The sequence below is a fragment of the Bradyrhizobium sp. USDA 4461 genome (assembly GCF_054055655.1).
In genome coordinates this window covers 3126636-3148781 of record NZ_JBSRXM010000001.1, presented here as the reverse complement: position 1 = coordinate 3148781, position 22146 = coordinate 3126636, and the positions used below count along the sequence as shown (strand labels likewise).

The 22146-nt window shown below is 64.4% G+C and carries 19 protein-coding genes, 1 tRNA gene and 1 riboswitch; of the genes, 9 read left to right on the top strand and 11 right to left on the bottom strand.

The features are described 5' to 3' along the window. Positions 1-9: 9 nt before the first annotated feature. Entirely contained in the window at positions 10-273 is a 264-nt protein-coding gene (locus tag ACVINW_RS14665; RefSeq protein ID WP_456751952.1) for a DUF3551 domain-containing protein, read from the bottom strand. A 298-nt stretch (positions 274-571) separates the two neighbouring features. Here ACVINW_RS14665 and ACVINW_RS14660 point away from each other — a divergent pair, with 298 nt between their 5' ends. Beyond that, positions 572-1327: a toll/interleukin-1 receptor domain-containing protein gene (locus ACVINW_RS14660; protein ID WP_456751951.1), complete on the top strand. Its 756-nt coding sequence runs from the start codon at positions 572-574 to the stop codon at positions 1325-1327. A 704-nt stretch (positions 1328-2031) separates the two neighbouring features. Here the strand turns inward: ACVINW_RS14660 and ACVINW_RS14655 are convergent. Next, positions 2032-2105 (bottom strand) — tRNA-Gly (locus ACVINW_RS14655). Positions 2106-2265: 160 nt separating this feature from the next. Then, on the bottom strand, positions 2266-3813 hold the full coding sequence (locus ACVINW_RS14650) for a 4-amino-4-deoxy-L-arabinose transferase (RefSeq protein ID WP_456751950.1): 1548 nt from the start codon (positions 3811-3813) through the stop codon (positions 2266-2268). A gap of 171 nt (positions 3814-3984) precedes the next feature. On the opposite strand from ACVINW_RS14650, the gene ACVINW_RS14645 reads away from it, so the two are divergent. The 4 genes from ACVINW_RS14645 to ACVINW_RS14630 are packed head-to-tail and all read left to right on the top strand — an operon-like array spanning position 3985 to position 6272. After that, entirely contained in the window at positions 3985-4563 is a 579-nt protein-coding gene (locus ACVINW_RS14645) for a methylated-DNA--[protein]-cysteine S-methyltransferase (protein ID WP_456751949.1), read from the top strand. A 9-nt stretch (positions 4564-4572) separates the two neighbouring features. Continuing rightward, positions 4573-5412 (top strand): helix-turn-helix domain-containing protein, encoded by an 840-nt coding sequence (locus tag ACVINW_RS14640; RefSeq protein ID WP_456751948.1) that lies wholly within the window; start codon positions 4573-4575, stop codon positions 5410-5412. Between the two features lie 56 nt (positions 5413-5468). Continuing rightward, positions 5469-5828: a VOC family protein gene (locus ACVINW_RS14635; protein ID WP_456751947.1), complete on the top strand. Its 360-nt coding sequence runs from the start codon at positions 5469-5471 to the stop codon at positions 5826-5828. A 27-nt stretch (positions 5829-5855) separates the two neighbouring features. After that, on the top strand, positions 5856-6272 hold the full coding sequence (locus tag ACVINW_RS14630; RefSeq protein WP_456751946.1) for an SRPBCC family protein: 417 nt from the start codon (positions 5856-5858) through the stop codon (positions 6270-6272). A gap of 168 nt (positions 6273-6440) precedes the next feature. Here ACVINW_RS14630 and ACVINW_RS14625 read toward each other — a convergent pair whose 3' ends face one another. The 3 genes from ACVINW_RS14625 to ACVINW_RS14615 all read right to left on the bottom strand — a co-directional run bounded on the left by ACVINW_RS14625 (position 6441) and on the right by ACVINW_RS14615 (position 10506). Beyond that, a complete protein-coding gene (locus ACVINW_RS14625) occupies positions 6441-7883 on the bottom strand; it encodes an MATE family efflux transporter (protein ID WP_456751945.1) in 1443 nt (480 codons plus the stop codon). A gap of 241 nt (positions 7884-8124) precedes the next feature. After that, positions 8125-9174 carry a hypothetical protein gene (locus tag ACVINW_RS14620; RefSeq protein ID WP_456751944.1) on the bottom strand — a complete coding sequence of 350 codons (1050 nt, stop codon included), beginning with the start codon at positions 9172-9174 and terminating at the stop codon, positions 8125-8127. 225 nt (positions 9175-9399) lie between these two features. Further along, positions 9400-10506, bottom strand: a complete 1107-nt coding sequence (locus ACVINW_RS14615; RefSeq protein WP_456751943.1) for a 2'-deoxycytidine 5'-triphosphate deaminase — start codon at positions 10504-10506, stop codon at positions 9400-9402. A 121-nt stretch (positions 10507-10627) separates the two neighbouring features. Next, positions 10628-10707, top strand: a riboswitch (SAM riboswitch). A 75-nt stretch (positions 10708-10782) separates the two neighbouring features. Here ACVINW_RS14615 and ACVINW_RS14610 point away from each other — a divergent pair. After that, on the top strand, positions 10783-11976 hold the full coding sequence (locus ACVINW_RS14610) for an O-succinylhomoserine sulfhydrylase (protein ID WP_456751942.1): 1194 nt from the start codon (positions 10783-10785) through the stop codon (positions 11974-11976). Positions 11977-12171: 195 nt separating this feature from the next. On the opposite strand, the gene ACVINW_RS14605 is transcribed toward ACVINW_RS14610, so the two are convergent. The 5 genes from ACVINW_RS14605 to ACVINW_RS14585 form a co-directional block, all read right to left on the bottom strand. Further along, complete coding sequence (locus tag ACVINW_RS14605; protein WP_456751941.1) at positions 12172-12945, bottom strand: SDR family NAD(P)-dependent oxidoreductase; 774 nt, start codon at positions 12943-12945, stop codon at positions 12172-12174. A 135-nt stretch (positions 12946-13080) separates the two neighbouring features. After that, positions 13081-14226, bottom strand: coding sequence for a pimeloyl-CoA dehydrogenase small subunit (pimD, locus tag ACVINW_RS14600; RefSeq protein WP_456751940.1), 1146 nt, complete (start codon positions 14224-14226; stop codon positions 13081-13083). Between the two features lie 168 nt (positions 14227-14394). Then, positions 14395-15585, bottom strand: a complete 1191-nt coding sequence (gene pimC, locus ACVINW_RS14595) for a pimeloyl-CoA dehydrogenase large subunit (RefSeq protein WP_018269091.1) — start codon at positions 15583-15585, stop codon at positions 14395-14397. Positions 15586-15594: 9 nt separating this feature from the next. After that, entirely contained in the window at positions 15595-17265 is a 1671-nt protein-coding gene (pimA, locus tag ACVINW_RS14590; protein ID WP_456751939.1) for a dicarboxylate--CoA ligase PimA, read from the bottom strand. A 157-nt stretch (positions 17266-17422) separates the two neighbouring features. Next, the gene (locus tag ACVINW_RS14585) at positions 17423-19519 is read right to left on the bottom strand and encodes a 3-hydroxyacyl-CoA dehydrogenase NAD-binding domain-containing protein (protein WP_456751938.1); all 2097 of its coding nucleotides are present in this window, start codon (positions 19517-19519) and stop codon (positions 17423-17425) included. A 179-nt stretch (positions 19520-19698) separates the two neighbouring features. Between ACVINW_RS14585 and ACVINW_RS14580 the strand changes: the two genes are divergently transcribed. The 3 genes from ACVINW_RS14580 (at position 19699) to ACVINW_RS14570 (ending at position 22142) form a co-directional block, all read left to right on the top strand. Next, positions 19699-20565, top strand: coding sequence for an IclR family transcriptional regulator (locus ACVINW_RS14580; protein ID WP_456751937.1), 867 nt, complete (start codon positions 19699-19701; stop codon positions 20563-20565). A 69-nt stretch (positions 20566-20634) separates the two neighbouring features. Beyond that, complete coding sequence (locus ACVINW_RS14575; protein WP_095731499.1) at positions 20635-21432, top strand: ABC transporter ATP-binding protein; 798 nt, start codon at positions 20635-20637, stop codon at positions 21430-21432. Further along, complete coding sequence (locus ACVINW_RS14570) at positions 21429-22142, top strand: ABC transporter ATP-binding protein (protein ID WP_456750665.1); 714 nt, start codon at positions 21429-21431, stop codon at positions 22140-22142. The genes ACVINW_RS14575 and ACVINW_RS14570 overlap by 4 nt, the downstream gene beginning before the upstream one ends. The last annotated feature ends 4 nt before the right edge of the window (positions 22143-22146 follow it).

Below are 22146 nucleotides of genomic sequence, written 5' to 3'. Positions count from 1 at the left end.
CGGAAATCGTCATCGTTCACGCCTGTCACGGCGCGCCGATCTCGGCGCATAGGCTGGCGCGTAAAAGGGATTGACCAGACAGGTCGCCGGAAGTCCCGCAGCGCCGGCCTGGCACTGATTCAGCGACGTGAAGTCGCAGTCCATTCGGTCGCCGAGCAACGCACCATAGACATGCATGCAGATCGGGTAGCGAGGATCATACATTTGTGCAGATGCTGGCTTTGTCATCCAAAGCGCGCCTAGCGCAAGCAGCAGCGCTCCGAGCAACTTCACGTCAGATCTCCTGCAAATGCCACGAAACAAGGCTGTCTCGCGAAATCTTGCCCAAGGGCTGGAGCGGGCGAAGGGAATCGAACCCCTCGTATGCAGCTTGGAAACATTTACGACTCCCTGTTAAATCAACAACTTAGCATCCATCTGAGTCTCTTTGGGCTACTACCATTCTCAAGTGATTACCCGATCTGCACCTGCGTAACCACGTCAAACTAGGGCGTGAGAGAAGTTTGGTCTCCGCTCGCCCATTGCTTGCAAATGAGTTCGGATGCTAGTTTTGCGCCGGGGAGTAGGGGCAATGAGAATCTTTGTGAGCTGGAGCGGCTCTCGCAGCCAAGCGCTCGCGCAAGCTTTGCATGAATGGCTTCCTCTTGTTCTACACTACGTACAGCCGTGGCAATCGCAGTCGGATATCGCTGCTGGCGAGAGATGGGGAACGGAGGTCGCTAAGGAGCTAGAGGGCAGTAATTTCGGAATTATTTGCGTGACACGTGAGAACGTGAATGCGCCTTGGATTCTTTTTGAAGCAGGTGCGTTAGCAAAACTTATGCAGGAAGGGCGCGTCATCCCTCTCCTTCTCGACATTGAGTTTAAAGACATCACTGGACCGCTCGCCCAGTTTCAAGCGAAGAAGGTAGAAAAGCCTGGCCTGAACGACGTCGTTACGTCAATAAATCGCATAGCTACGCAACCAGTGCCGGAAGAACGCGCGCTTCGCCTTTTTGAAAGCTTGTGGCCCGAACTTGAGAAAAGGGTGGCGGCAATACCAAAGCCTACTGCGCCGTCCAAACCAACTCGCTCTCAACACGAAGTCCTCGAAGAGCTTGTGGCCAGTGTGCGAGGCTTGGACGTTAAGCTACGCGATGAAGACGAAGTTCGTGTCAGGAGGAGGCGCCGCTTTCCGCCACATATCTTGTTCCGCGAAATGTTTTCAACATTGGAGCGAGAGCGTCCATCGCGGATGGCGATACTCATTTTTGCTACGGCGTTCCGTGAAGAAGTTCCTTGGTTGTACGAACTAGGAATGGAGGTTTACAGGACGCCTATTCGATAGCTTTCATCTAACAAAATGGGATGTTCGCCGCCACCTGACAGGCTGTGCCGAAAATTACGAGGGCAAGGCCGATCCAGCCGAGCGCCCCTTAGAGCTTCTCGGCGTCTATGTCGCTTTGTTCCTTCTGTTCAAGAATGGTGAATTGATCGCCGCCGGTCCTTACGCGGTAAGGCATGACATACCTGAAAGGTAGCAATACCCGACGAGCACGAGAACCAAGCCTGCAATATTCCATGCTGCTGCGCTCACTACACGCGGGCTAATTTTGCGCTATGCCGTCGCCGCTTTCACCGCCAAACAGCTACCTCTCATAGGCGGTCTAGGGCCAGCGCAACCAGACGAGGGCCTTTATCCTTCAGGTGATCGCAGAATTTATGAGCTCTGCCGCTAGCTGCTTAATAACATCAACATCGCTGCGCGCACTCGGGCTAAAGTGCGTATGCGCGTTTCGCCGATAGTGTTCGCGTCAGACATACAAAAAATCAAATAGTTAAAATAGCTAGTATGTCTCTATTGAATCATGAATAGCCGAAGCCGCAACCACAGGATGGGAGGTGGGCTTTTTGGCTCAAGCTTGGCTCCAGAATCGCTTTCACTGACCCCAAAAATCGCAATGACTTCAACGAACAGGGGATCCAAAAGAGCCTAGAAACGCAGCCAATTCCAAGTACGTGCCTCGTACACACCCCCTATGAAACAAGGGCTGGAGCGGGCGAAGGGAATCGAACCCTCGTATGCAGCTTGGGAAGCTGCCGTTCTACCATTGAACTACGCCCGCGAACTCAATTGCTTGAGGTCGACCCAATCGGGTGCGACCTGCCGGACCATAGCCCGGGCGGCGGCAGCGGATCAAGCGCATTGAGGCCGATCGCCGCACCAGCTGTTTGTTTGAGCATGATCTTTTCGGAAAACCGCGTTGCACTTTTCCGGACCGTGCTTTAGTGCCCCATCCTCACGAGCGCGTCATTGATGACAAAGGGCGTGGCGGCCGTCGCGTCGCAGGTCCCGCTGCGCGCGTAGATGCAGGCATCGGCGATGCCGACATGGGCACAGCTTTGCTGTGAGAAATCCGCCGGCAGATCGCCGGCCGCCCCGGGGCGTGCAAGGATGCGGTTGAAGGCTGGCTTGGTGGTCTGCAACAACAGCGGCAGGACCAGCTCGGCAAGCGGATCGGTGGGCGCAAGCACATAGAGCGGCACCGGGCCGACCAAGCGCTCGCGGCCCGGCAACAGCTGGAAGCGGACGTTGTAAAGCGCGAGGCCGCACATCTGGGGATCGTTGCGCAGTTCCGCCGCGAGCTGCGCGGCACCGACGCCGCGCGTCCAGTATTCGCGCATCCCTTCGCTGGCGCCGGCCAGCGCCACCGAGAGCAGCGTCCAGCCCCCCATGACGACCGGCAACGCAAAGCGGCGCCATTTGTCCTTCGTACGCAGCCATTGCACCCAGTCGGCCGAGCCGAGCGCGGCGACGATGATGAACAACACCACCGAGAGGAAGACGAAGCGGTATTCCTTGTGCGCGATCAGGCTGTGGAAGGCGAGATTGGCGAGCGCGACAGCCAGCAGCAGCGGTGCATGCCGCCAGCCGCGCCAGATCGCAGCAAGCGGCAGCACGATCGTCGCGGACCACACGATCAGGAAATTGACGAGATAGGCCGCAGGCGGGGTCACGCCGAACTCGGTGGCGCGATCCTGCACGAGGTTTTCCCTGACATTGCCGATCAGCCAGGCGAACGGCACCGCGCCATGCGCAAGATCGATCGCGGCGGTGAGCACCAGCGCTGCGAGGCCTCCGACGATCAGCGGAACGAGGTTGCGCCAGCGCTTCCAGCAGGCGCCGAGCGCGAGCACTGCGATGGCCGGCGCATATTGGAAGCGGCAGACAAAGGCGAAAGCGAGCAAGGCACCGCCGATCGCAAGACGCCGCTGCGACGGATGATCGGTCACCAGCAGCGCCGCCGGCACGATCAGCGCCGTCGCCAGCGGCTCGCCCAGCGTGTGCGGCGCGAGCAGGATCAACTCGAACCAGACCGCGGCGGCAAACGCCGCGACGACGGCATGGGTTCGCGAGACCCGCGCGCCGAAGTACCAGGCGCTGACCACCATCGATACCGATGCACATGCCGCGACCAGGCGCGGCACCAGGAAGGCACCCGCGCCGCCGGGCGCAATCGCCTCACCGAGCGCAACCGGTCCGGCCAGCAGTGTCGGCAGGAACCAGCCGCGAATGCCTTCGCGCCATTCCCAGGTCAGGATGCCGTCATGGCCGAGCATGCGCCACGCCGGCTCGAGATACTGGAAGATCTCGTCGGGATACATCACGTTGGGCCAGACCGCGGCCGCAAGGCGGATCACCAGCGCCAGCAACAGCAACCCGAATAGCGGGCGAAGGCGCCCACGCGCGCGCCGGGCCATGCCCGCGCTGCCGGGCGCGGCTTCGGCGCTCGTGCTCGTCATCGTTCCGCCGATCGTATCGAGGAGCAGCATGCTGCGTCCAGATAGCGGGCAAAGCCTTTAAGATGCGTGACCGGCAGATGCGTGACCGGACGTTGTCGAGGTCACACTGCGCCCGCCGCGACATGCTTAACTAAACGTGAAGATTCCGGATGCGCCGGACCGCGGCGATGCTATGATCGCGCCCTGGGGGCTGGTGGCGTCATGGCGGGGCGTGGGTACACCATTTTCGACACGGCAATCGGCCGATGCGGCATCGCATGGGGCGAAGCCGGCATTGCCGGCGTGCAGCTTCCCGAGCAGCGCGAGATCGAAACCCGCAGGCGGCTGTTCAAGCTTTATCCCGATGCACGCGAGATGCGGCCTCCCGAGGACGTCGAGATCGCAATCGAGGGCATCGCCGCGATCATGCGCAGCGGCGAAAGCGACCTCTCGGGCGTTGCGCTCGACATGGGCGGCATCCCGGCCTTCGATCAGCGCGTCTACCAGATTGTCCGCGGCATTCCCCGCGGCGAGACCCGGACCTATGACGAGGTGGCAAGCGCCTTGCGCGCCTCCGGCGCGGTCTATTCGGTGGCACAGGCGCTCGGCCGCAATCCGTTCATGATCATCGTGCCCTGCCATCGCGTGCTCGAGGCGCGCCACTATGCCGACCGCATCTCGCCGAACGGCGGCAGCGTCTCCAAGCGGCGCCTGCTGTCGATCGAGGGCGCCCAACTGACCGCCGGCAAGACCCTGTTTGACGTGCTGCTGCCGGTTGCGCGGCCCCGGCCGCAAGCCTAAATCCTGGGTATGAACCGGTCCACGCTGTTGCAGCGCGAGCGCATCACGGTGAACGAGTTTCGCTGCACGGCGGAGCCCGGCGACAAGCCGTTCGTCGAGCAGTTCGCCTGCCACTCCGTGTCCTATGTGCGCAGCGGCAGCTTCGGCTGCCATTGCCGCGGCCGCTTCCATGAACTGGTGGCAGGCTCCATCCTGGTCGGCCATCCCGGCGACGAATACATCTGCACCCACGATCATGTGGTCGGCGACGAGTGCCTGTCGTTTTTCCTCGATCCGGAGCTGGTCGAGACGATCGGCGACCACGCGGCGGTCTGGCAGGTCGGCGCGGTGCCGCCGCTGCCGCAATTGATGGTGATCGGCGAGCTCGCCCAGACGGCGGCAGCTGGCAACAGCGACGTCGGGCTCGACGAGGTCGGTCACCTCCTCGCCAGCCGACTGGTCGAGCTGGTGGCGGAGCGCAAGGCAAAGCCCCTCACCGCCGGCTTGCGCGATCGCCGCCGCGCGGTTGAAACCGCGCTGTGGATCGACGCCAATTCGCAGCATCAGATCGATCTCGACGCTGCCGCGGAGCAGGCGGGCCTCAGCACGTTCCACTTCCTGCGGCTGTTCTCCGCGGTGCTCGGCGTCACCCCGCATCAATATCTTGTGCGCTCGCGTCTGCGCCATGCGGCGCGGCGGCTGGCCGACGACGACTCTCCGATCACCGAGATCGCCTATGACGTCGGCTTCGGCGATCTCTCCAATTTCGTGCGCAGCTTCCGCCGCGCCGCCGGCGCCTCACCGCTGAAGTTCCGCCAGGCCTCTCGCGGCGACCGCAAGATTCTCCAAGAACGGCTTGCGCTGCAATAGCTAGGTTGCTCCGGTCCGCGCGTCCCTCGACGCGCCCGATGACTGGAGACCTCATCATGTACGACCATATCGGATTGCGCGTCAGTGACCTCGACGCCAGCGTGCGCTTCTACACCGCGGCGCTGGCGCCGCTCGGCTTCGTGCTGTGCTCGCGCGACGGCAGCGGTGCCGGTTTCGGCCCAAAGGGCGAGCCCGCGCTCTGGCTGCATCTGCACAAGGGCAAGGCCCAGGGCGGCGCCCACATCGCGTTCCGCGCCCCGAGCCACGACGCGATCAAGACATTCCATAGCGCAGGCCTGAAGGCCGGCGGCAAGGACAACGGCGCGGCGGGCCATCGCAAGGATTACAGCCCGACCTACTACGCGGCGTTCCTGCTCGACCCCGACGGCAACAATGTCGAAGCGGTGTCGACCTGAGATCTGTTGATAAAAGGACCCTATCCGATGGCCTCAATTCACAAGGACATCCCGATCGACGCGCCAGCCGACCACGTCTGGGACGCGCTGCGCGATTTCGGCGCGCTGCATACGCGGCTGGTGCCGGGCTTCGTCACCGACACCCAGCTTGACGGCGACGTCCGCACCGTCACTTTCAGCAACGGCACCGTGGCACGCGAGACACTGGTCGATTGCGACGACAAGCGACAGCGGCTGGTCTATGCGATCAGCAGCGAACGGCTGACGCAGCACTCCGCCTCTGTGCAGGTGTTTGCCGATGGCGAATCGCGCTGCCGCGTGGTGTGGATCGCCGACGTGCTGCCGCACGAGATCGCACCCTACATGGACGCGCAGATGGACCTCGGCGGCAAGGCGATGCAGAAGGCGCAGGCGCTATCGGCGAAGGAAAAGAACGCCGCGTAAAGTATCTTCGACCGTCACCCTGAGGAGGCCGCGAAGCGGCCGTCTCGAAGGGCGACAGCCCAGCTGTTTCCAGGAGCGAACGCTGAAGCACCGGGGCCGTCGATCCTTCGAGACGCGCTGCGCGCTCCTCAGGATGACGGGGAAGGACCGGATGACGGGTCCAATAGCTCACGACAGCGCCGGCTGCGGTGCTGCGACCGGCGCCGATTTGCCCCAGCGCGTCAGGATCACGCTGAGGCATGAGAGCACGCCGAGCACCCCCATCGAGGCGGCGGCGAGGGCGAAGAAGTTTTGCGCGCTCGCCTCATGGGTCGACAGCCACCAGCCGCCGGTACCGATGAAGATCAGGCGCGCGGTCTGCGCCAGCACCGGACCCAGCACCTTCGCCGCGCCTTGCGAGGAGAAATACATCGACATCGCAAGGCCGATGAAGGCGTACATCGGCGCGGCGGTCGAGAGATATTGATGGCTGGTCGCCCGCACATGCGGATCGTCGGTGAACAGATTGACCCAGAGGTCGGGGAAGACAGCGATGAAGCTGCCGACCGCACCGACCGAGAGAAACGACACCGTGCCCGCGGTCCAGGCGATGCGCCGGGCCCGCGCGACGCGCTCGGCGCCGACCGCCATGCCGATCATCGGCACCGAGGCGATGCCGACCGCAAAGGCAACCGAGGTCAGCATGAATTCAAGCCGGGCGCCGATGCCGTAGCCGGCGAGCACCGCGGTGCCGAACTGCGCCAGCATGTGGGTGAAGATCGAGATCGTCAGGACCGATTGCAGCGGCGAGAAGCAGGAGACGGCGCCGACCCGGAGGATGTCGATGAACATCGCCCACTGCACGCGCAGCCCCCTGAACTTCGGCTTCACGCGGGCCCGGCCCGAGAACAGATACCAGCCCATCACGCTGATGCTGATCGAATAGGCGATCAGCGAACCCGCGGCGACGCCGCGCATGCCGAATTGCGGCACCGGGCCGAGGCCGAGCCCGAGCGTGCCGCCCAAAATGATCTGCCACACCGCCGAGGACAGGATCATGGTCGACGGCAGCTTCATGTTGCCGGTGCCGCGCAGGATGCCGGCCATCGTGTTCATCAGCCAGGGCAGGATCGCGCCGCCGAAGAAGATCTGCGAATAGGCGATCGCCTGCGCCAGCACATTGCCGCGGCCGCCGAGCAGTTCGAGCAGACGCGGGCCGAAGATCAGCATGCCGAGCATGAACGTCAGACCAAAAGTCAGCCCGATCATCAGCGCATGCATGGCCAGCGTCGAGGCGCGCTCGATCTCGCCGGCGCCGAGCGCGCGCGCAATCGCGGACGCGACGCCGCCGCCCATCGCGCCGCCCGACATCGTCATCGTCAGGATCACGCAGGGAAACAGCAGCGCCATCGCCGCCAGCGACTCGACGCCGAGCCGGCCGATATAGGAGGTCTCGGCAATGACAACGCAGGTGCCGGCCGAGAGCGCGATCACGTTCGGCCAGGCGAGCCACAACAGCGTGCGCAGGATCGGCCCATCGAGCAGCGCATTGCGCGCCGGCTTGCTCACCGGCGGCGGCAGCGGCCGCTCTTGTTCGTCGACAGGTATTTCGGCGAGGCCGAGATCGGACATTTCCACTCCACGGCGCATGACCCGCCAAAGTGTGGGCGGTTTGGCGAAGAGGTCATGCGCCTAAATTTATGATTCAGAGCGCGATCAGGCGCAAAACCGGTACCCACTTTTGCTGATCGCGCTCTGCGCAGTCTGGGAGCCGCGCCATGGTGTTTCCCTACCATGGCAGCAGCGGATTCCACGTGCGCGGGACGCAAGGGGGGCCTGCGCGATTGCAGGTGAACCCGGATGAACCTCTGATCTAGCCGATCGACCAGACGAACGGCGCGGCGGCAGCGCTGTTCGGCTTCAGATGCACCGGAATGTGCCGGCCGCAGCCGGCGGCAAGCCCCTCAAACAGCCCGGTCAGCACGCTGGCGCAGGCCGGATGATAGTCGACCACATCGGCCATCAGCTTCCAGCCCTGCTGGCGGATTTCGAACTGGCCCTCGGACTCGCTGATCTCTGCGACATCATCCTGCGACTCGAACAGCGTGCGCAGGAATGCCGCATATTCCGTGGCACGGCCACGGCTGCCACCGAGCGCCTGCGCGACTTCATCGAAATACTGCATGCCAATCAGTCTGCCGGTGAGATGCAGCAGATAGCTCGCATCCTCAGGCCCGAACACCTGCACGATCACAGGCGCGGCCGTCTTCACATATTCCATCGCGTAGTTGCGATAAGCCTTCTCCAACCGCTGACGCGGCCAGCTGTCGACCGGCAGCGCCGGCGCGGTCTTCGCATCGAACAGCGGTGCCTCGAGATGGCGCGCGAACACCAGGCGCTGGTCGAGCTCGAGCGGGTGATCATATTCGCAGTAATAGCCCTCGAGCCCGTCCTGGCCGTCGACGCTCTGCTTGGTGCAGACGAAGCCGAGCCTGAGATCGCCGAGCGCCACGCCATTGTTGGCGTGCCAGCCGCGCAGCATCGCGCGCGAGACCTCGCCGGGCACGCCGCAGATCGCGGTGCCCTTCCAGATCCAGCGCGGCGGCGGATAGCGGATCCAGGCCTTGCGATCGGTCTCGTACATGTATTCGACGTGCACGCCGCCGATCCAGTTGGAGAGGTAGTGATATTGCGCGGCCGCGACCGCCGGCGGCAGGCCGTCGAGCCCGAGCTTCTTCAAGCCGGGCAGGAAACGCTCCTGCTGCTGGCGGCGGAACACGCGGAAGACGAATTCGGCGGCGTCGGCGGTGCCGCGTCGCGTCACCACGGTGAGGATCAGCCCGGTGAAGAAGGCGTGGTAGAGATCGGCGACACTGCGCCACTTCCGCCATTGCGCCTGTTGTGCGCTCTCGCCTGCGGTCATGTTCGCTCCCGGCTTGTTGTTTTCTCGAATGTGTCATCGCTTAGGAGACGGCGCAACCACACACGCGGTGTCATCGCCCGACTCGTTCGGGCGATCCAGTATCCCAGAGACGGTCATTGTCGATGGAGAGCCGCGGCGTACTGGATTCCCCGCTTTCGCGGGGAATCACAGCGGAGAATGGAGGCGCGACGGTCTTATTGGCTACGCGAACTCCGGCGCGCGGAATTAAACGCGAAAATGCTTGGAGAGCTTCAGGCCCTGCGCCTGGTAGTTCGAGCCGATGCGCTGGCCGTAGAGCGCATCGGGACGCTCGAGCATCCGCTCATAGACCAGGCGGCCGACGATCTGGCCATGCTCGAGGATGAACGGCACCTCGCGCGAGCGCACTTCGAGCACGGCGCGCGCGCCCTTGCCGCCGGCGCCGGCATAGCCGAATCCGGGATCGAAGAAGCCGGCATAGTGGACGCGGAATTCGCCGACCAAAGGATCGAACGGCACCATCTCCGCGGCGTAGTCCGGCGGCACCTGCACAGCCTCTTTCGAAGCCAGGATGTAGAACTCACCGGGATCGAGGATCAGGCTGCCGTCGGGCCGCGCCTTGATTGGCTCCCAGAAGTCGTCGACCGCATAGCCGCCGCGGCGATCGACATCGACCACGCCGGTGTGGCGCTTGGCGCGATAGCCGACGAAGCCGCCCGAGCTCTCGCCGGAGAGATCGACCGACAGCGCGACGCCATGGGTGAGATCGGCATTGTCGGCATCGACCAGCCGCTCACTGGCATGCAGCGCGTCCAGTTCGTCGGCGGTCAAGGTCGCCTCGCCGATCCGGAAGCGGACCTGGCTGAGCCGCGAGCCCTCGCGCAGCAGCACCGGAAACGTCTTCGGCGAGATCTCGGCATAGAGCGGGCCGTGATAGCCGGCGCCGATCATGTCGAAGCGGCGGGTGCCGTCGGCGATCACGCGGGTGAAGACGTCGAGCCGTCCGGTCGAGCTCTTCGGGTTGGCCGCGGCGACGATCTCCGGCGGCAGCGCCAGGCTCTCCAGCAGCGGGACGATGTAGACGCAATTGGTCTCCAGCACCGCGCCGTCGGACAGATCGATCTCGTGCAGCTTGAGCTGGTCGATCCGCTCGGCGACGGTGGCATCGGGCCCCGGCAGGAAGCTGGCGCGGACCCGGTAGGCGATGTCGCCGAGGCGCAGATCGAGGCTCGCCGGCTGGATCTGGCTCTCGACGAAGTCGTAGGCGGGCAGAATGAGACCGGCCTCCGCCATCTCCGCGATCATGCGGTCGGGCAGGATTCCGTTGGATTCATCTTCCAGCGTGAACGACACGATACGGTCCCTCGAGATGGCCCAAAACCAACCTCTGGCGGCCATCAAGCCCTAAAATATGGGCTTTTACGGGTTATCCGATGACCGTCTTGACGGAAAGGGCGCGAGGGAATATCAGCTGCACTTATCCCGTGGTGATTTGAGCCGGCCGGCTTGCAGCCACGTTAAATAAGTCGCTAAACAGGCCGGGGACAGTGTGATCCCGGCTTGTGGAGGTTGCTCCAGGCCGGTTTTTTTGTGGCCATTTTCCAGAGGAATGGCCACTTCGGAGGTCACATGTCTGAATCTGAAGGTACCGCCCGCTTCCGTCCCGAAACCCGCCTGGTCCATGGCGGCACGCTGCGCTCGCAATTCGGCGAGACGTCGGAAGGGCTGTTTCTCACCCAGGGTTACGTTTACGACACCGCCGAGCAATGCGAGGCGCGCTTCAAGGGCCAGGACCCCGGCTTCATCTATTCGCGCTATTCCAACCCGACCATTGCGATGTTCGAGCGCCGCATGATCGAGCTCGAGGGCGCGGAGGCCGCGCGCTCGACCGCGACCGGCATGGCGGCGGTGACCACCGCGATCCTCGCGCCGCTGAAGGCCGGCGATCACGTGGTGGCCTCGAAAGCCCTGTTCGGCTCCTGCCTCTATGTGGTGCAGGACCTGCTGCCGCGCTACGGCATCGAGACGACGCTGGTCGACGGCCTCGATCTCGACCAGTGGCAGCGCGCCTTGCGGCCGAACACCAAGACCTTCTTCCTGGAAAGCCCGACCAACCCGACGCTCGACGTGCTCGACATCGGCGCGATCGCCAAGATTGCCCACAGCGGCGGCGCCCGGCTGATCGTCGACAATGTGTTCGCGACGCCGATCTGGCAGAGCCCGCTGTCGCTCGGCGCCGACGTCGTGGTCTATTCCGCGACCAAGCATATCGACGGCCAGGGCCGCTGCCTCGGCGGCATCATCCTGTCGTCGGAGGCCTTCATCGCCGAGCACATCCATAATTTCATGCGCCAGACCGGCCCGTCGCTGTCGCCGTTCAACGCCTGGGTGCTGCTGAAGGGGCTGGAGACGCTCGGCGTCCGCGTCCGCGCGCAGACCGAAAACGCAGCGAAGATCGCCGAGGCGCTGGCGAAACATCCGAAGATCACGCGGCTGGTCTATCCCGGCCGCCCCGATCATCCGCAGGCCGAAACCGTGAAGAAGCAGATGGGCGCCGGCTCGACGCTGGTCGGCTTCGAGGTCAAGGACGGCAAGGCAGGCGCGTTCCGCTGCCTCAACGCGCTGAAGATCTCGCGCATCTCCAACAATCTCGGCGATGCCAAGAGCCTGGTCACGCATCCCGCCACCACGACGCATCAGCGCCTGGCGCCGGAGGCCCGCGCCGAGCTCGGCATCAGCGAAGGCTTTATCCGCTTCTCCGCCGGGCTCGAGCACCCCGACGATCTGATCGAGGATTTCGAGCGGGCGCTGGAGCAGGTGTGAGGCGGGCTGAGCTCCCCCTCTCGCTTGCGCAGGAAGGCATCGCATATGCCCCTTGTCATCGCCCGGCTCCGACCGGGCGATCCAGTACGCCGCGGCCCTTCGGCTCAAGCACCGCGGTCTCTGGAATACTGGATCACCCGCATGCGCGGGTGATGACACTGAGCAAGCTGAGCGCCATCCCGAAGGAACAGCCGCTTACGTCGCCGCCGTCGTCACACCGCCGTCGACCACGATGGTCTGGCCGGTCATGAAGGTCGAGGCGTCGGAGGCGAGATAGGCCACGGCGCCGGCGATCTCGTCGGGCTCGCCGATGCGGCGGAGCGGCGTCGACGCGGTGCGGCGCTTCAGATTGTCCGGATCCTCCCACAGCGCGCGGGCGAAGTCGGTTTTCACCAGGCCCGGCGCCACGCAATTGACGCGCACGCCCTTCGGGCCCCATTCACCGGCGAGGCTGCGGCACAGCGCAAAATCCGCCGCCTTGGAGATGCCGTAGGCGCCGATCACGGTCGAGCCGCGCAAGCCGCCGATCGAGGAGATGATCACGACCGAGCCCTTGCCGCGTTCGGCCATCTGCGGGATCGCCAGCGCGGAGAGCCAGATGTTGCTCTTGACGTTGGAGCCCATGATCTTGTCGAAGGCCTCGTCCGTGATGTCGAGCAGCGGGCCGTAATACGGATTCACCGCGGCGTTGCAGACCAGGATGTCGATCTTGCCGTAATGCTTGATGGTGCCCGAGACCAGCGCCTCGACCTCATCGCGCCGCGCGATGTTGCAGGGAATGACGAGCGCGTCGCCGCCGGCCTTCTTGATGCCGTCGGCGACGACCTCGCAGGCATCCGCCTTGCGCGAGGAGATCACAACCTTGGCGCCGAGTTTTGCGAGCAGCTCCGCCGAGGCGCGGCCGATGCCGCGGCTCGAGCCGGTGACGACCGCGACCTGGCCGGTGAGATCGAACGGGGTGTTTTTCATTGTTGTTGCCTCCCGGATGGGCCGTCATTCCGGGGCTCGCGAAGCGAGAACCCGGAATCCATTGGGCCGCATCATTGGTGATGAAATGGATTCCGGGCTCAGCCCTTCGGGCTGACCCGGAGTGACAGTTGAGGACTAAGCCAGCAGCCCGCCGCCCTCGCTGACGCGACGTAGATGGTAGTCGGTGTCGCCGAGCGTGTTCTCGATCATGGTCAGCCGCTTGAAGTAGTGGCCGATCTTGGCTTCCATGGTCATGCCGATGCCGCCGTGAAGCTGGATCGACTGCTGGCCAACGAACTTCAGCGACTTGCCGACCTGCACCTTGGCAGCCGCCACCGCGGACGAACGCTCCTTGGCATCGTCGAAGTCCGACGCCATGGTCGCGAACATCGACATGCTGCGGGCCTGCTCCAGCGCCACGAACATGTCGGCGGCGCGGTGCTGCAGGCTCTGGAACGAGCCGATCGCCACGCCGAACTGCTTGCGGGTCTTGATGTACTCGACGGTCTCCTTCAGCGACTCGTCCATCGCGCCGACGGCCTCTGCGCACAGCGCGGTGCGGGCTTCGTCCGCGACGCGCTCGATCAGCGGCAGGCCGTTCTCGGGATCGCCGATCGCAGCATCCGCACCGACCTCGACATTGGTGAAGGTGATGTCGGCCGCGTGCAGGCCGTCCTGGGTCGGATAGCCCTTTTTGGTGACGCCCTTGGCATCCGCCGGGACCAGGAACACGCCGATCCCGGTCTTGTCGCGCTGGCCGCCCTTGGTGCGCGCGGTCACGATCAAGGTGTCCGCGTTCTCGCCATTGAGCACGACGAACTTCTCGCCATCGATCACCCAACCATCGCCCTTCTTCTTGGCCGTGGTCACGACGTCGAACAGGTCGTAGCGCGAGTTCTTCTCGAGCTGGGCGAAGCCGAAGGTCTTGCTGCCGTCGATGATGCCGGGAATGTACTTGGCCTTCTGCTCGGCCGAGCCGCCATGGCGCAGGAAGCCGCCGGCGACCACGACGGTGGCGAGATAAGGCTCGACCACCAGCGCCTTGCCGAGCGCTTCCATCACGATCATGGTCTCGACCGCGCCGGCGCCGAAGCCGCCGTCGGTCTCGGCAAAGGGCAGACCGAGCAGGCCCTGCTCGGCGAGCTTGCCCCAGAGCGCTTTGCTCCAGCCGCCCTTCTCCTTCATGTACTTCTTGCGCGCATCGAAGTCGTAGGCATCGGTGAGAAGCCCGTCGATGCTTTCCTTGAGAAGCCGCTGCTCCTCGGACAGATCAAAATCCATGTTCGTTCCCTATCGTCAAAAGATGCTGATGCTCTACCGCGGCGTCATTCCGGGATGGCCCGAAGGGCCAGGCCCGGAATCCATTTGACCGCACATCTTGCGGGAAGATGGATTCCGGGCTCTTCGCTACGCGAAGCCCCGGAATGACGGCAGTGGTGGGAGCTTGGCCTAAAGTCCCAGCACGGCCTTGCTGATGATGTTGCGCTGGATCTCGTTGGAGCCGCCGTAGATCGAAACCTTGCGGTTGTTGAAGTAGCTCGGCGCGATCTGCGCGGTCCAATCCATGCTCTCGTTCGAGCCGGCGTCGCCGTGCTCGTCATAGGGCGCGGCGAACGGACCGATGATCTCCATCAGAAGCTCGGTGGTGGTCTGCTGGATCTCCGAGCCCTTGATCTTGAGCACCGAGGACGCCGGATTGGGCTTGCCCTTGCCGTGCTTGCCCTCGTCGGCGACGACGCGGAGCTGGGTCAGCTCGAGCGCCTTCAGCTCGATCTCGCAGGCCGTGAGCTTTTCGCGGAACGCCGGATCCTCGATCACAGGACGGCCGCCGGACTCGACCTTGGAGGCCAGCGCGCGGATGCGGCGCAGCCGCTCCTTCGACACGCCGACCCGGGCGATGCCGGTGCGCTCATTACCGAGCAGGAATTTTGCGTAATCCCAGCCCTTGTTCTCTTCGCCGATCAGGTTCTCGTAGGGCACCTCGACGTCGTCGAAGAACACTTCGTTGACCTCGTGGCCGCCGTCGATGGTCTGGATCGGGCGCACGGTGACGCCCTTCGACTTCATGCTGAACACGATGAAGGAGATGCCCATCTGCTTCTTCGCGGCCGGGTCGGTGCGGCAGAGGCAGAAGATCATGTCGGCGTGCTGGGCGAGCGTGGTCCAGGTCTTCTGGCCGTTGATGATCCACTTGTCGCCACGGCGCTCGGCCTTGGTCTTCAGCGAGGCGAGGTCCGAGCCCGAACCCGGCTCCGAGAAGCCCTGGCACCACCAGTCGTCGACATTGGCGATGCGCGGCAGGTATTCCTTCTTCTGCTTCTCATTGCCGAAGGTATAGATGACCGGGCCGACCATGCTGACGCCGAAGGCGAGCGGCTGCGGCGCCGGATAGGACTGCAGCTCTTCGTTGAAGATGTAGTGCTGCACGGTGCTCCAGCCGGTGCCGCCATATTCCTTCGGCCAGTGGGTGACGCCCCAGCCCTTCTTGTTGAGGATGCGCCACCAGGTGACCATCTCGTCCTTCGACAGATGGCGGCCCTCCTGCAGCTTGCGCCGTGTCTCCGGCGGCACGTTGTTCTTGAAGAACTCCCGCACCTCCTCGCGAAACGCTATCTCTTCCTTGGTGAAAGCGAGATCCATCGGATCCTCCTATTGAACGACTGATTTGGCTTGAGCTGTCTTCGGCTGCTGCTGGCGCAATTCGTGGCGCGACAGCTTGCCGACCGGGGTGCGCGGCAGTTCGGCGACGAACTCGACCGCCGCCGGCAGTTCGTGCTTGCCGACCTTGCCGGCGAGGAACGCGCGCAGCTCGTCGACCGAGAACGGCTTCTCGCCGTCGCGCAGCTTGATGAAGGCCTTGGCCGCCTCGCCGCGGTAATCGTCGGGAATCCCGATCACGATCACCTCCTGCACGGCGGGATGGGTGTAGATCGCCTGTTCGATCATCTGCGGATAGACGTTGAAGCCGCCGGAGATGATCATGTCCTTCTTGCGGTCGACCAGATAGAAATAGCCATCGGTGTCCATGTAGCCGATGTCGCCGGTGAGGAATCGGTCGCCGACGAAGGCTTCCGCGGTCTCCGCCGGCCTGTTCCAGTAGCCCTTGGTGACGTTCGGGCCGCGGATGCGGATCTCGCCGACCTCGCCGACCGGCATCACCCTGGTGGAATCCTCCAGCGACACCACGTCCATCTCGATACCGGGCAGCATCAGCCCGATCGAGCCCGGCTTCTCCGGGCCCTCCTTGGGATGACCGGTGCCGGGCGAGCAGGTCTCGGTCATGCCCCAGCCGCTCTTCAGCTTCATGCCGACGCGGCGCTCGAAAACCTTTGCAACCTCGACCGGCAGCGGCGCGCCGCCGGAGCCGGCGACCACCAGCGAGGAGAGATCGCGCTTGTCGAGATCGGGCAGCGAGGCGATCGCGATCCACATCGTCGGCACGCCGGGAAACACCGTCGCGCGCTTGACCTCGATGTCTCGCATCACGGCCTCGACGTCGAAGCGCTGGTGCAGCGAGATCAGATGGCCGCGCCGGATCGCCGACAGCAGCACCACGGTCAGCGCATAGATATGAAACAGCGGCAGCACGCAGATCACGCGCTCGATCGCATTGCGCTCGAGCCGCGCGGGCTTGCCCCAGACGTCGTAGATCGAGACCGCCGCGGTGAGATTGCCGTGGCTGAGCATGGCCCCCTTGGGCAGGCCCGTGGTGCCGCCGGTATATTGCAGCAGCGCGACGTCCTCAACGTCGACCGCGGGCCATTGCGCCGGCTTAACAGCGCCATCGATGAACTGGCGATGCGTGATAACGGCGGGATTGTCGGGTAGCGCGGTCTGCGGCGTGCCGGCCTTGCCCCAATTGTCGTCCTCGCAGACGATCAGACGGTCGAGCAGGCCCTTGGCGAGGAATTTCAGCGCGGTCGGCAGCAGCGCCGAGAGATTACTGGTGACCAGCACGCGCGCGCCGGAGTCCGAGAGCTTGTGCGACAGCGCGATCTCGCCGTCGAGCGGCGACAGATGCACGACGCGGGCGCCTGCCTTCAGCGCGCCGAAGAAATTGATCGGATGGTCCGGCGAGTTGCCGAGGAACAGCGCGACCGAGGTGCCCTTGCCGTAGCCGGCGCGCATGAAGGCAGCGGCCGCGGTCTCTACCAGGGCTTCGAGCTCGGCGTAGCCGATCTGCCGGTCGCGGAATTCGAGCACCGGGCGCGCGCCGAACTCCGCGGCGGCAGTCGAGAGCAGATCCGGCAGCGTGCCGCGCGTGATCTCGTCGCTCCACCGCACGCCCTTGGGATAATATTGTTCGCCGGGATAGGTCATGGATGCCTTCGCAGGGACTCTCTGAAGTCGTCATTCCGGGATGGCCCGAAGGGCCAGGCCCGGAATCCATCAGGCCGCACGTGCCGGGGCACAATGGGTTCCGGGTTCATCGCTTACGCGATGCCCCGGAACGACACGTGGTTAAGCCTTCAGCCAATCACGCCGCCTTCGACGGCGCGGCGAGCGAGGCGAAGGTCTTGCCTTCGTCGGCGAGCTTCCTGAGCAGCGGCGCCGGCTCGAGCGAGGGATCGTTGGTCTCCTTAGCGTAGAAGGCCAGGCGATCGGCGATGTGCTTGAGGCCGACGGTGTCGGCCCAGAACATCGGACCGCCGCGATAGATCGGCCAGCCGTAGCCATAGAGCCAGACCACGTCGATGTCGGACGGCCGCGCCGCGATGCCCTCGGCGAGGATCTTCGCGCCTTCGTTGATCATCGGATACATCATGCGCTCGAGGATCTCGTCGTCGCTGACGACGCGCTTCTTGCGGCCGAGGCGCGCCAGCGTCTCGTCGATCAGCTTCTCGACCTCCGGATCGGGCAGCGCCGCGCGCGAGCCCGGCTCGTACTTGTAGTAGCCCTTGCCGGTCTTCTGGCCGAAGCGGCCAGCTTCGCACAGCGCGTCGGCGATCTCCGACTTGATGCCGCGGTCCTTGCGCGAGCGCCAGCCGATGTCGAGACCGGCGAGATCGCCCATCGCGAACGGGCCCATCGGCATGCCGAACTTGGTGACGACGGCATCGACCTGCTGCGGCAGCGCGCCTTCGAACAGCAGCTTCTCGGACTGCTTGCCGCGCTGCGCCAGCATGCGGTTGCCGACGAAGCCGTCGCAGACGCCGACCACGGCCGGCACCTTGGCGATCTTGCGGGCGATCGACACCGCGGTCACCAGCGCGTCGGGCGCGGTCTTGTCGGCGCGCACGATCTCGCACAGCTTCATGACGTTGGCCGGCGAGAAGAAGTGCATGCCGAGCACGTCCTGCGGACGCTTGGTCGATTTCGCGATCTCGTCGATGTTGAGATAGGAGGTGTTGGAGGCCAGCACCGCGCCGGGCTTGGCATACTGATCGAGCTTGCCGAACACCTCCTTCTTGACCGCCATGGTCTCGAACACCGCCTCGATCACGAGATCGGCGTCGCCGACGTTCTCGATGCCGACGACGCCGTTGATCAGCGCCATCCGCTTGGCGGGCGCGTCCGCCGGGATGCCGCCGCGCGCCGCGGTCGCCTCGTAGTTCTTCTGCATGATGCCCATGCCGCGCTTGAGCTGCTCCTCGCCGGTCTCGATCAGGGTGACCGGGATGCCGGCATTGGCGAACGACATCGCGATGCCGCCGCCCATGGTGCCGGCGCCGAGAATGGCGACGCGGGCCACGTTGCGGCCCTTGGTGCCCTCGGGAATGCCGGAGATCTTGGCGGCCTCGCGCTCGGCGAAGAACGCGTAGCGCTGCGCCTTGGACTGGTCGCCGTTCATCAGCTTGAGGAAACCCTCGCGCTCCTTCTTCAGGCCTTCCTCGAACGGCAGGTCGATCGCGGCGCCGACGGCATCGGCCGCGGCGAACGGCGCCTCGAGGCCGCGCGACTTCTTGGTCAGCGCGGCGACCGCATTGGTGAAGATCGAACGGTCGGCCTTGGCCGCGGCGAGCTTCGAGTCGTCATCGCGCAGCTTGCGCAGCGGACGCTTCTCGGCGACCACCTTGCGCGCAAATGCCTCACCGCCCGAGGCCGGACCTTCGACGATCTCCTCGATCAGGCCGGCCTTCAGCGCGGCATCGGCGCCGATCGGATCGCCGCCGACGATCATCTTGACCGCGAGCTCGGGACCGACCGCGCGCGGCAGGCGCTGGGTACCGCCGGCGCCCGGCAGCAGGCCGAGCTTCACCTCGGGCAGGCCGAGCTTGGCGTCCTTGGTGGCGACGCGATAGTGGCAGGCCAGCGCGACCTCGAGGCCGCCGCCGAGTGCGGTGCCGTGGATCGCAGCGACGATCGGCTTCGGCGAGTTCTCCATCAGGCTCAGCACCTCGGCGAGCCCGGGCGGCTTCGGCGGCTTGCCGAATTCGGTGATGTCGGCGCCGGCGATGAAGGTGCGGCCGGCGCAGGTCAGCACGATGCCCTGGACCTGCGCGTCATCGATCGCGCTCTTGATGCAATCGAAGATGCCGCCGCGCACGGCCGCGCTCAGCGCGTTCACTGGCGGACTGTTAACCGTGACGACGGCAATGTTGTCATGACGTTCGAGCTTGACGACTTCACTCACCGGGACTCTCCCTGGATGCTTGTTCTTGAACTTGCGTTGAGTAGCTGCACGACTTGCGTTGAGCCGCTACGATTAGACCAATTTCGCACTGCGAAATTTAATTCCACATCTTGACACGGAGGGTTATTTTGAAGCACGAGCCTTGTCAACGAGCATGACAAGGGTGGGCAAGGACAGGGATGAAGCGCGCCAGCAAGAAGGTAGCGACCGATCGCAATTTCGTCGTCGCGCTTTCCCGCGGACTGGACGTCCTGCGCGCATTTCAACCCAATGACGGGCTGCTCGGCAATCAGGAGATTGCAGCCCGCACCAAGTTACCGAAGCCAACCATTTCCCGGCTGACCTACACGCTCACCAAGCTGGGATACCTTACACCTGTACCGAAATTCGAAAAGTATCAGCTCGCGCCGTCGGCGATGGCGCTCGGCTATGCCGCGCTCGCCAATCTCGGCGTTCGGCATTTGTCCGAGCCGTATCGAGAAGAAGTGATGCGCGCGACCGGCGGCGCCGTCGCGGTCGGCGGCCGCGATCGTCACAGCATGATCTATTTCGGCCAGAGCCGGAACGGCCTGGCGCTCGGCGTGCAACTCGACGTCGGCTCGCGGGTGCCGATCGCAACCACCGCGATGGGACGTGCCTATATTTGGGCATTGCCACCCGAAGAGCGTGCGGCTTTATTACGCGAGCTGCGGGATCACTATGGCAGCCGCTGGGCCAAGATGCGTGACGGCATCGAACGTTCCGGCGAGACGGTGGCGAAGCACGGCTTCGCCATGTCGGCCGGCGACTGGCAGAACGACGTCGCCGCGGTTGGCGTCGCATTGAGATTGAATGACGGAACCGGTCCGTACGCGTTCAATTGCGGCGCGCCGGCATTCCGTTTCACGGAAGAGAGATTGCTCAACGACATTGGACCTCGTCTTGTGGCGATGGTAAGGAACATCGAGCAGGCGCTCGGTGGAATGGCGCCGCAATCCAAAAAAGAAACAAGCAAAAAGATCAAAGTAGGAGGGAAAGTTGCACGTTTGGCCGAGGGGATCAGATAGCCTCCATCACGTCCGGCGAAGCACATCGCAGGATCGCTCGCACCGCTCGACGACGGCGGGCGAGACGAGATGACGCAGGCACAGCTCGCGCAGGGGAATGATCCCTTGCTCGCGGTTCGCGACGTCAGCGTCGTGTTCGGCGGCATCATCGCGCTCAACGGCGTGTCGTTCGACATGCGCCACGGACAGATCCTCGGCCTGATCGGGCCGAACGGCGCCGGCAAGACCACGCTGTTCAATTGCCTGTCGCGGCTCTACCAGCCGTCGTCCGGCGACATCCTGATGGAAGGCAAGAGCATCCTGTCGCGGCCGCCGCACCGGATCGCCGAGATCGGCATCGGCCGCACCTTCCAGAACGTCGCATTGTTTCCCAACCTGTCCGTGATCGACAACGTCCGCGTCGGCGCGCATGCCCGCACCTCGAGCGACATCGTCAGCGACTCGCTGCGTCTCGCCTGGGTCCGCCGCGGCGAGAACGACATGAACAAGAAGGTGCACGACATCCTCGGCTATCTCGATCTCGAGGACGTCGCCCACACCGTCGTCTCGGGACTTCCGTTCGGCACCCAGAAGCGCGTCGAGCTGGCGCGGGCCCTGGCGGCGGATCCGAAGATCCTGCTGCTCGACGAGCCGGCCGGCGGCCTCAATCACGAGGAAGTCTATGTGCTCGGCGATTTGATCCGCAAAATCCGCGACGACCGTAAAATTACGGTGCTGCTGGTCGAGCATCACATGGGTCTCGTGATGTCGATCGCCGACCACGTCGTCGCGCTCAATTTCGGCCGCAAGCTGGCCGAAGGCACGCCGGCCCAGGTCCAGGCCGACCCCGACGTCATCAAGGCCTATCTGGGGAGCAAGGACCAATGACCGCGATGCTCAACGTCAAGGACCTGCGCGCCTATTACGGCCAGGTCCAGGCCCTGCACGGCCTCAGCTTCTCGCTCAACGAGGGCTCGCTGACCACCCTGCTCGGCGCCAACGGCGCCGGCAAGACCACCACGCTGCGGGCGATCTGCAACATGGTGCGCTCGACCGGCGCGATCGAGTTCGAGGGCAAGCCGATCGGCACGCGCTCGACCGAGAACGTGGTCCGGCTCGGCATCGCCCATGTGCCGCAGGGCCGCGGCACCTTCACCAACATGACGGTGGAGGAGAATTTGCAGCTCGGCGCCATCAGCCGCTCCGACACCAAGGCGATCGGCTCCGACATCGAGCGGATGTACGACCATTTCCCGGTGCTGAAGCAGCGCTACACCCAGCAGGCCGGCACGCTGTCCGGCGGCGAGCAGCAGATGCTGGCGGTGGCGCGCGCGCTGATGCTGCGGCCGCGCCTGATGCTGCTCGACGAGCCGTCGTTCGGCCTCGCGCCGCTGATCGTGCGCGACCTGTTCCGCATCCTCGGCAAGATCAATCGCGAGGAAAAGGTGACCATCCTGGTGGTCGAGCAGAACGCGCAGCTCGCGCTCGAGCTCGCCGACCAGGCCTATGTGATCGAAACCGGACGGATCGTGATGTCGGGCAATGCCAAGGACATCGCGAACAACGAAGACGTCCGCAAATCCTATCTCGGCTACTGAGGGA

What these genes read in the sequence shown, in the direction of transcription:
- pimC (WP_018269091.1), bottom strand. Translation starts at nt 15,585, where the DNA reads ATGGATCTCGCTTTCACCAAGGAAGAGATAGCGTTTCGCGAGGAGGTG.
- ACVINW_RS14575 (WP_095731499.1), top strand. Translation starts at nt 20,635, where the DNA reads ATGACGCAGGCACAGCTCGCGCAGGGGAATGATCCCTTGCTCGCGGTT.
- ACVINW_RS14580 (WP_456751937.1), top strand. Translation starts at nt 19,699, where the DNA reads ATGAAGCGCGCCAGCAAGAAGGTAGCGACCGATCGCAATTTCGTCGTC.
- ACVINW_RS14645 (WP_456751949.1), top strand. Translation starts at nt 3,985, where the DNA reads ATGGCGGGGCGTGGGTACACCATTTTCGACACGGCAATCGGCCGATGC.
- ACVINW_RS14625 (WP_456751945.1), bottom strand. Translation starts at nt 7,883, where the DNA reads ATGTCCGATCTCGGCCTCGCCGAAATACCTGTCGACGAACAAGAGCGG.
- ACVINW_RS14650 (WP_456751950.1), bottom strand. Translation starts at nt 3,813, where the DNA reads ATGCTGCTCCTCGATACGATCGGCGGAACGATGACGAGCACGAGCGCC.
- ACVINW_RS14620 (WP_456751944.1), bottom strand. Translation starts at nt 9,174, where the DNA reads ATGACCGCAGGCGAGAGCGCACAACAGGCGCAATGGCGGAAGTGGCGC.
- ACVINW_RS14630 (WP_456751946.1), top strand. Translation starts at nt 5,856, where the DNA reads ATGGCCTCAATTCACAAGGACATCCCGATCGACGCGCCAGCCGACCAC.
- ACVINW_RS14635 (WP_456751947.1), top strand. Translation starts at nt 5,469, where the DNA reads ATGTACGACCATATCGGATTGCGCGTCAGTGACCTCGACGCCAGCGTG.
- pimD (WP_456751940.1), bottom strand. Translation starts at nt 14,226, where the DNA reads ATGGATTTTGATCTGTCCGAGGAGCAGCGGCTTCTCAAGGAAAGCATC.
- ACVINW_RS14610 (WP_456751942.1), top strand. Translation starts at nt 10,783, where the DNA reads ATGTCTGAATCTGAAGGTACCGCCCGCTTCCGTCCCGAAACCCGCCTG.
- ACVINW_RS14570 (WP_456750665.1), top strand. Translation starts at nt 21,429, where the DNA reads ATGACCGCGATGCTCAACGTCAAGGACCTGCGCGCCTATTACGGCCAG.
- ACVINW_RS14640 (WP_456751948.1), top strand. Translation starts at nt 4,573, where the DNA reads ATGAACCGGTCCACGCTGTTGCAGCGCGAGCGCATCACGGTGAACGAG.
- ACVINW_RS14605 (WP_456751941.1), bottom strand. Translation starts at nt 12,945, where the DNA reads ATGAAAAACACCCCGTTCGATCTCACCGGCCAGGTCGCGGTCGTCACC.
- ACVINW_RS14660 (WP_456751951.1), top strand. Translation starts at nt 572, where the DNA reads ATGAGAATCTTTGTGAGCTGGAGCGGCTCTCGCAGCCAAGCGCTCGCG.
- pimA (WP_456751939.1), bottom strand. Translation starts at nt 17,265, where the DNA reads ATGACCTATCCCGGCGAACAATATTATCCCAAGGGCGTGCGGTGGAGC.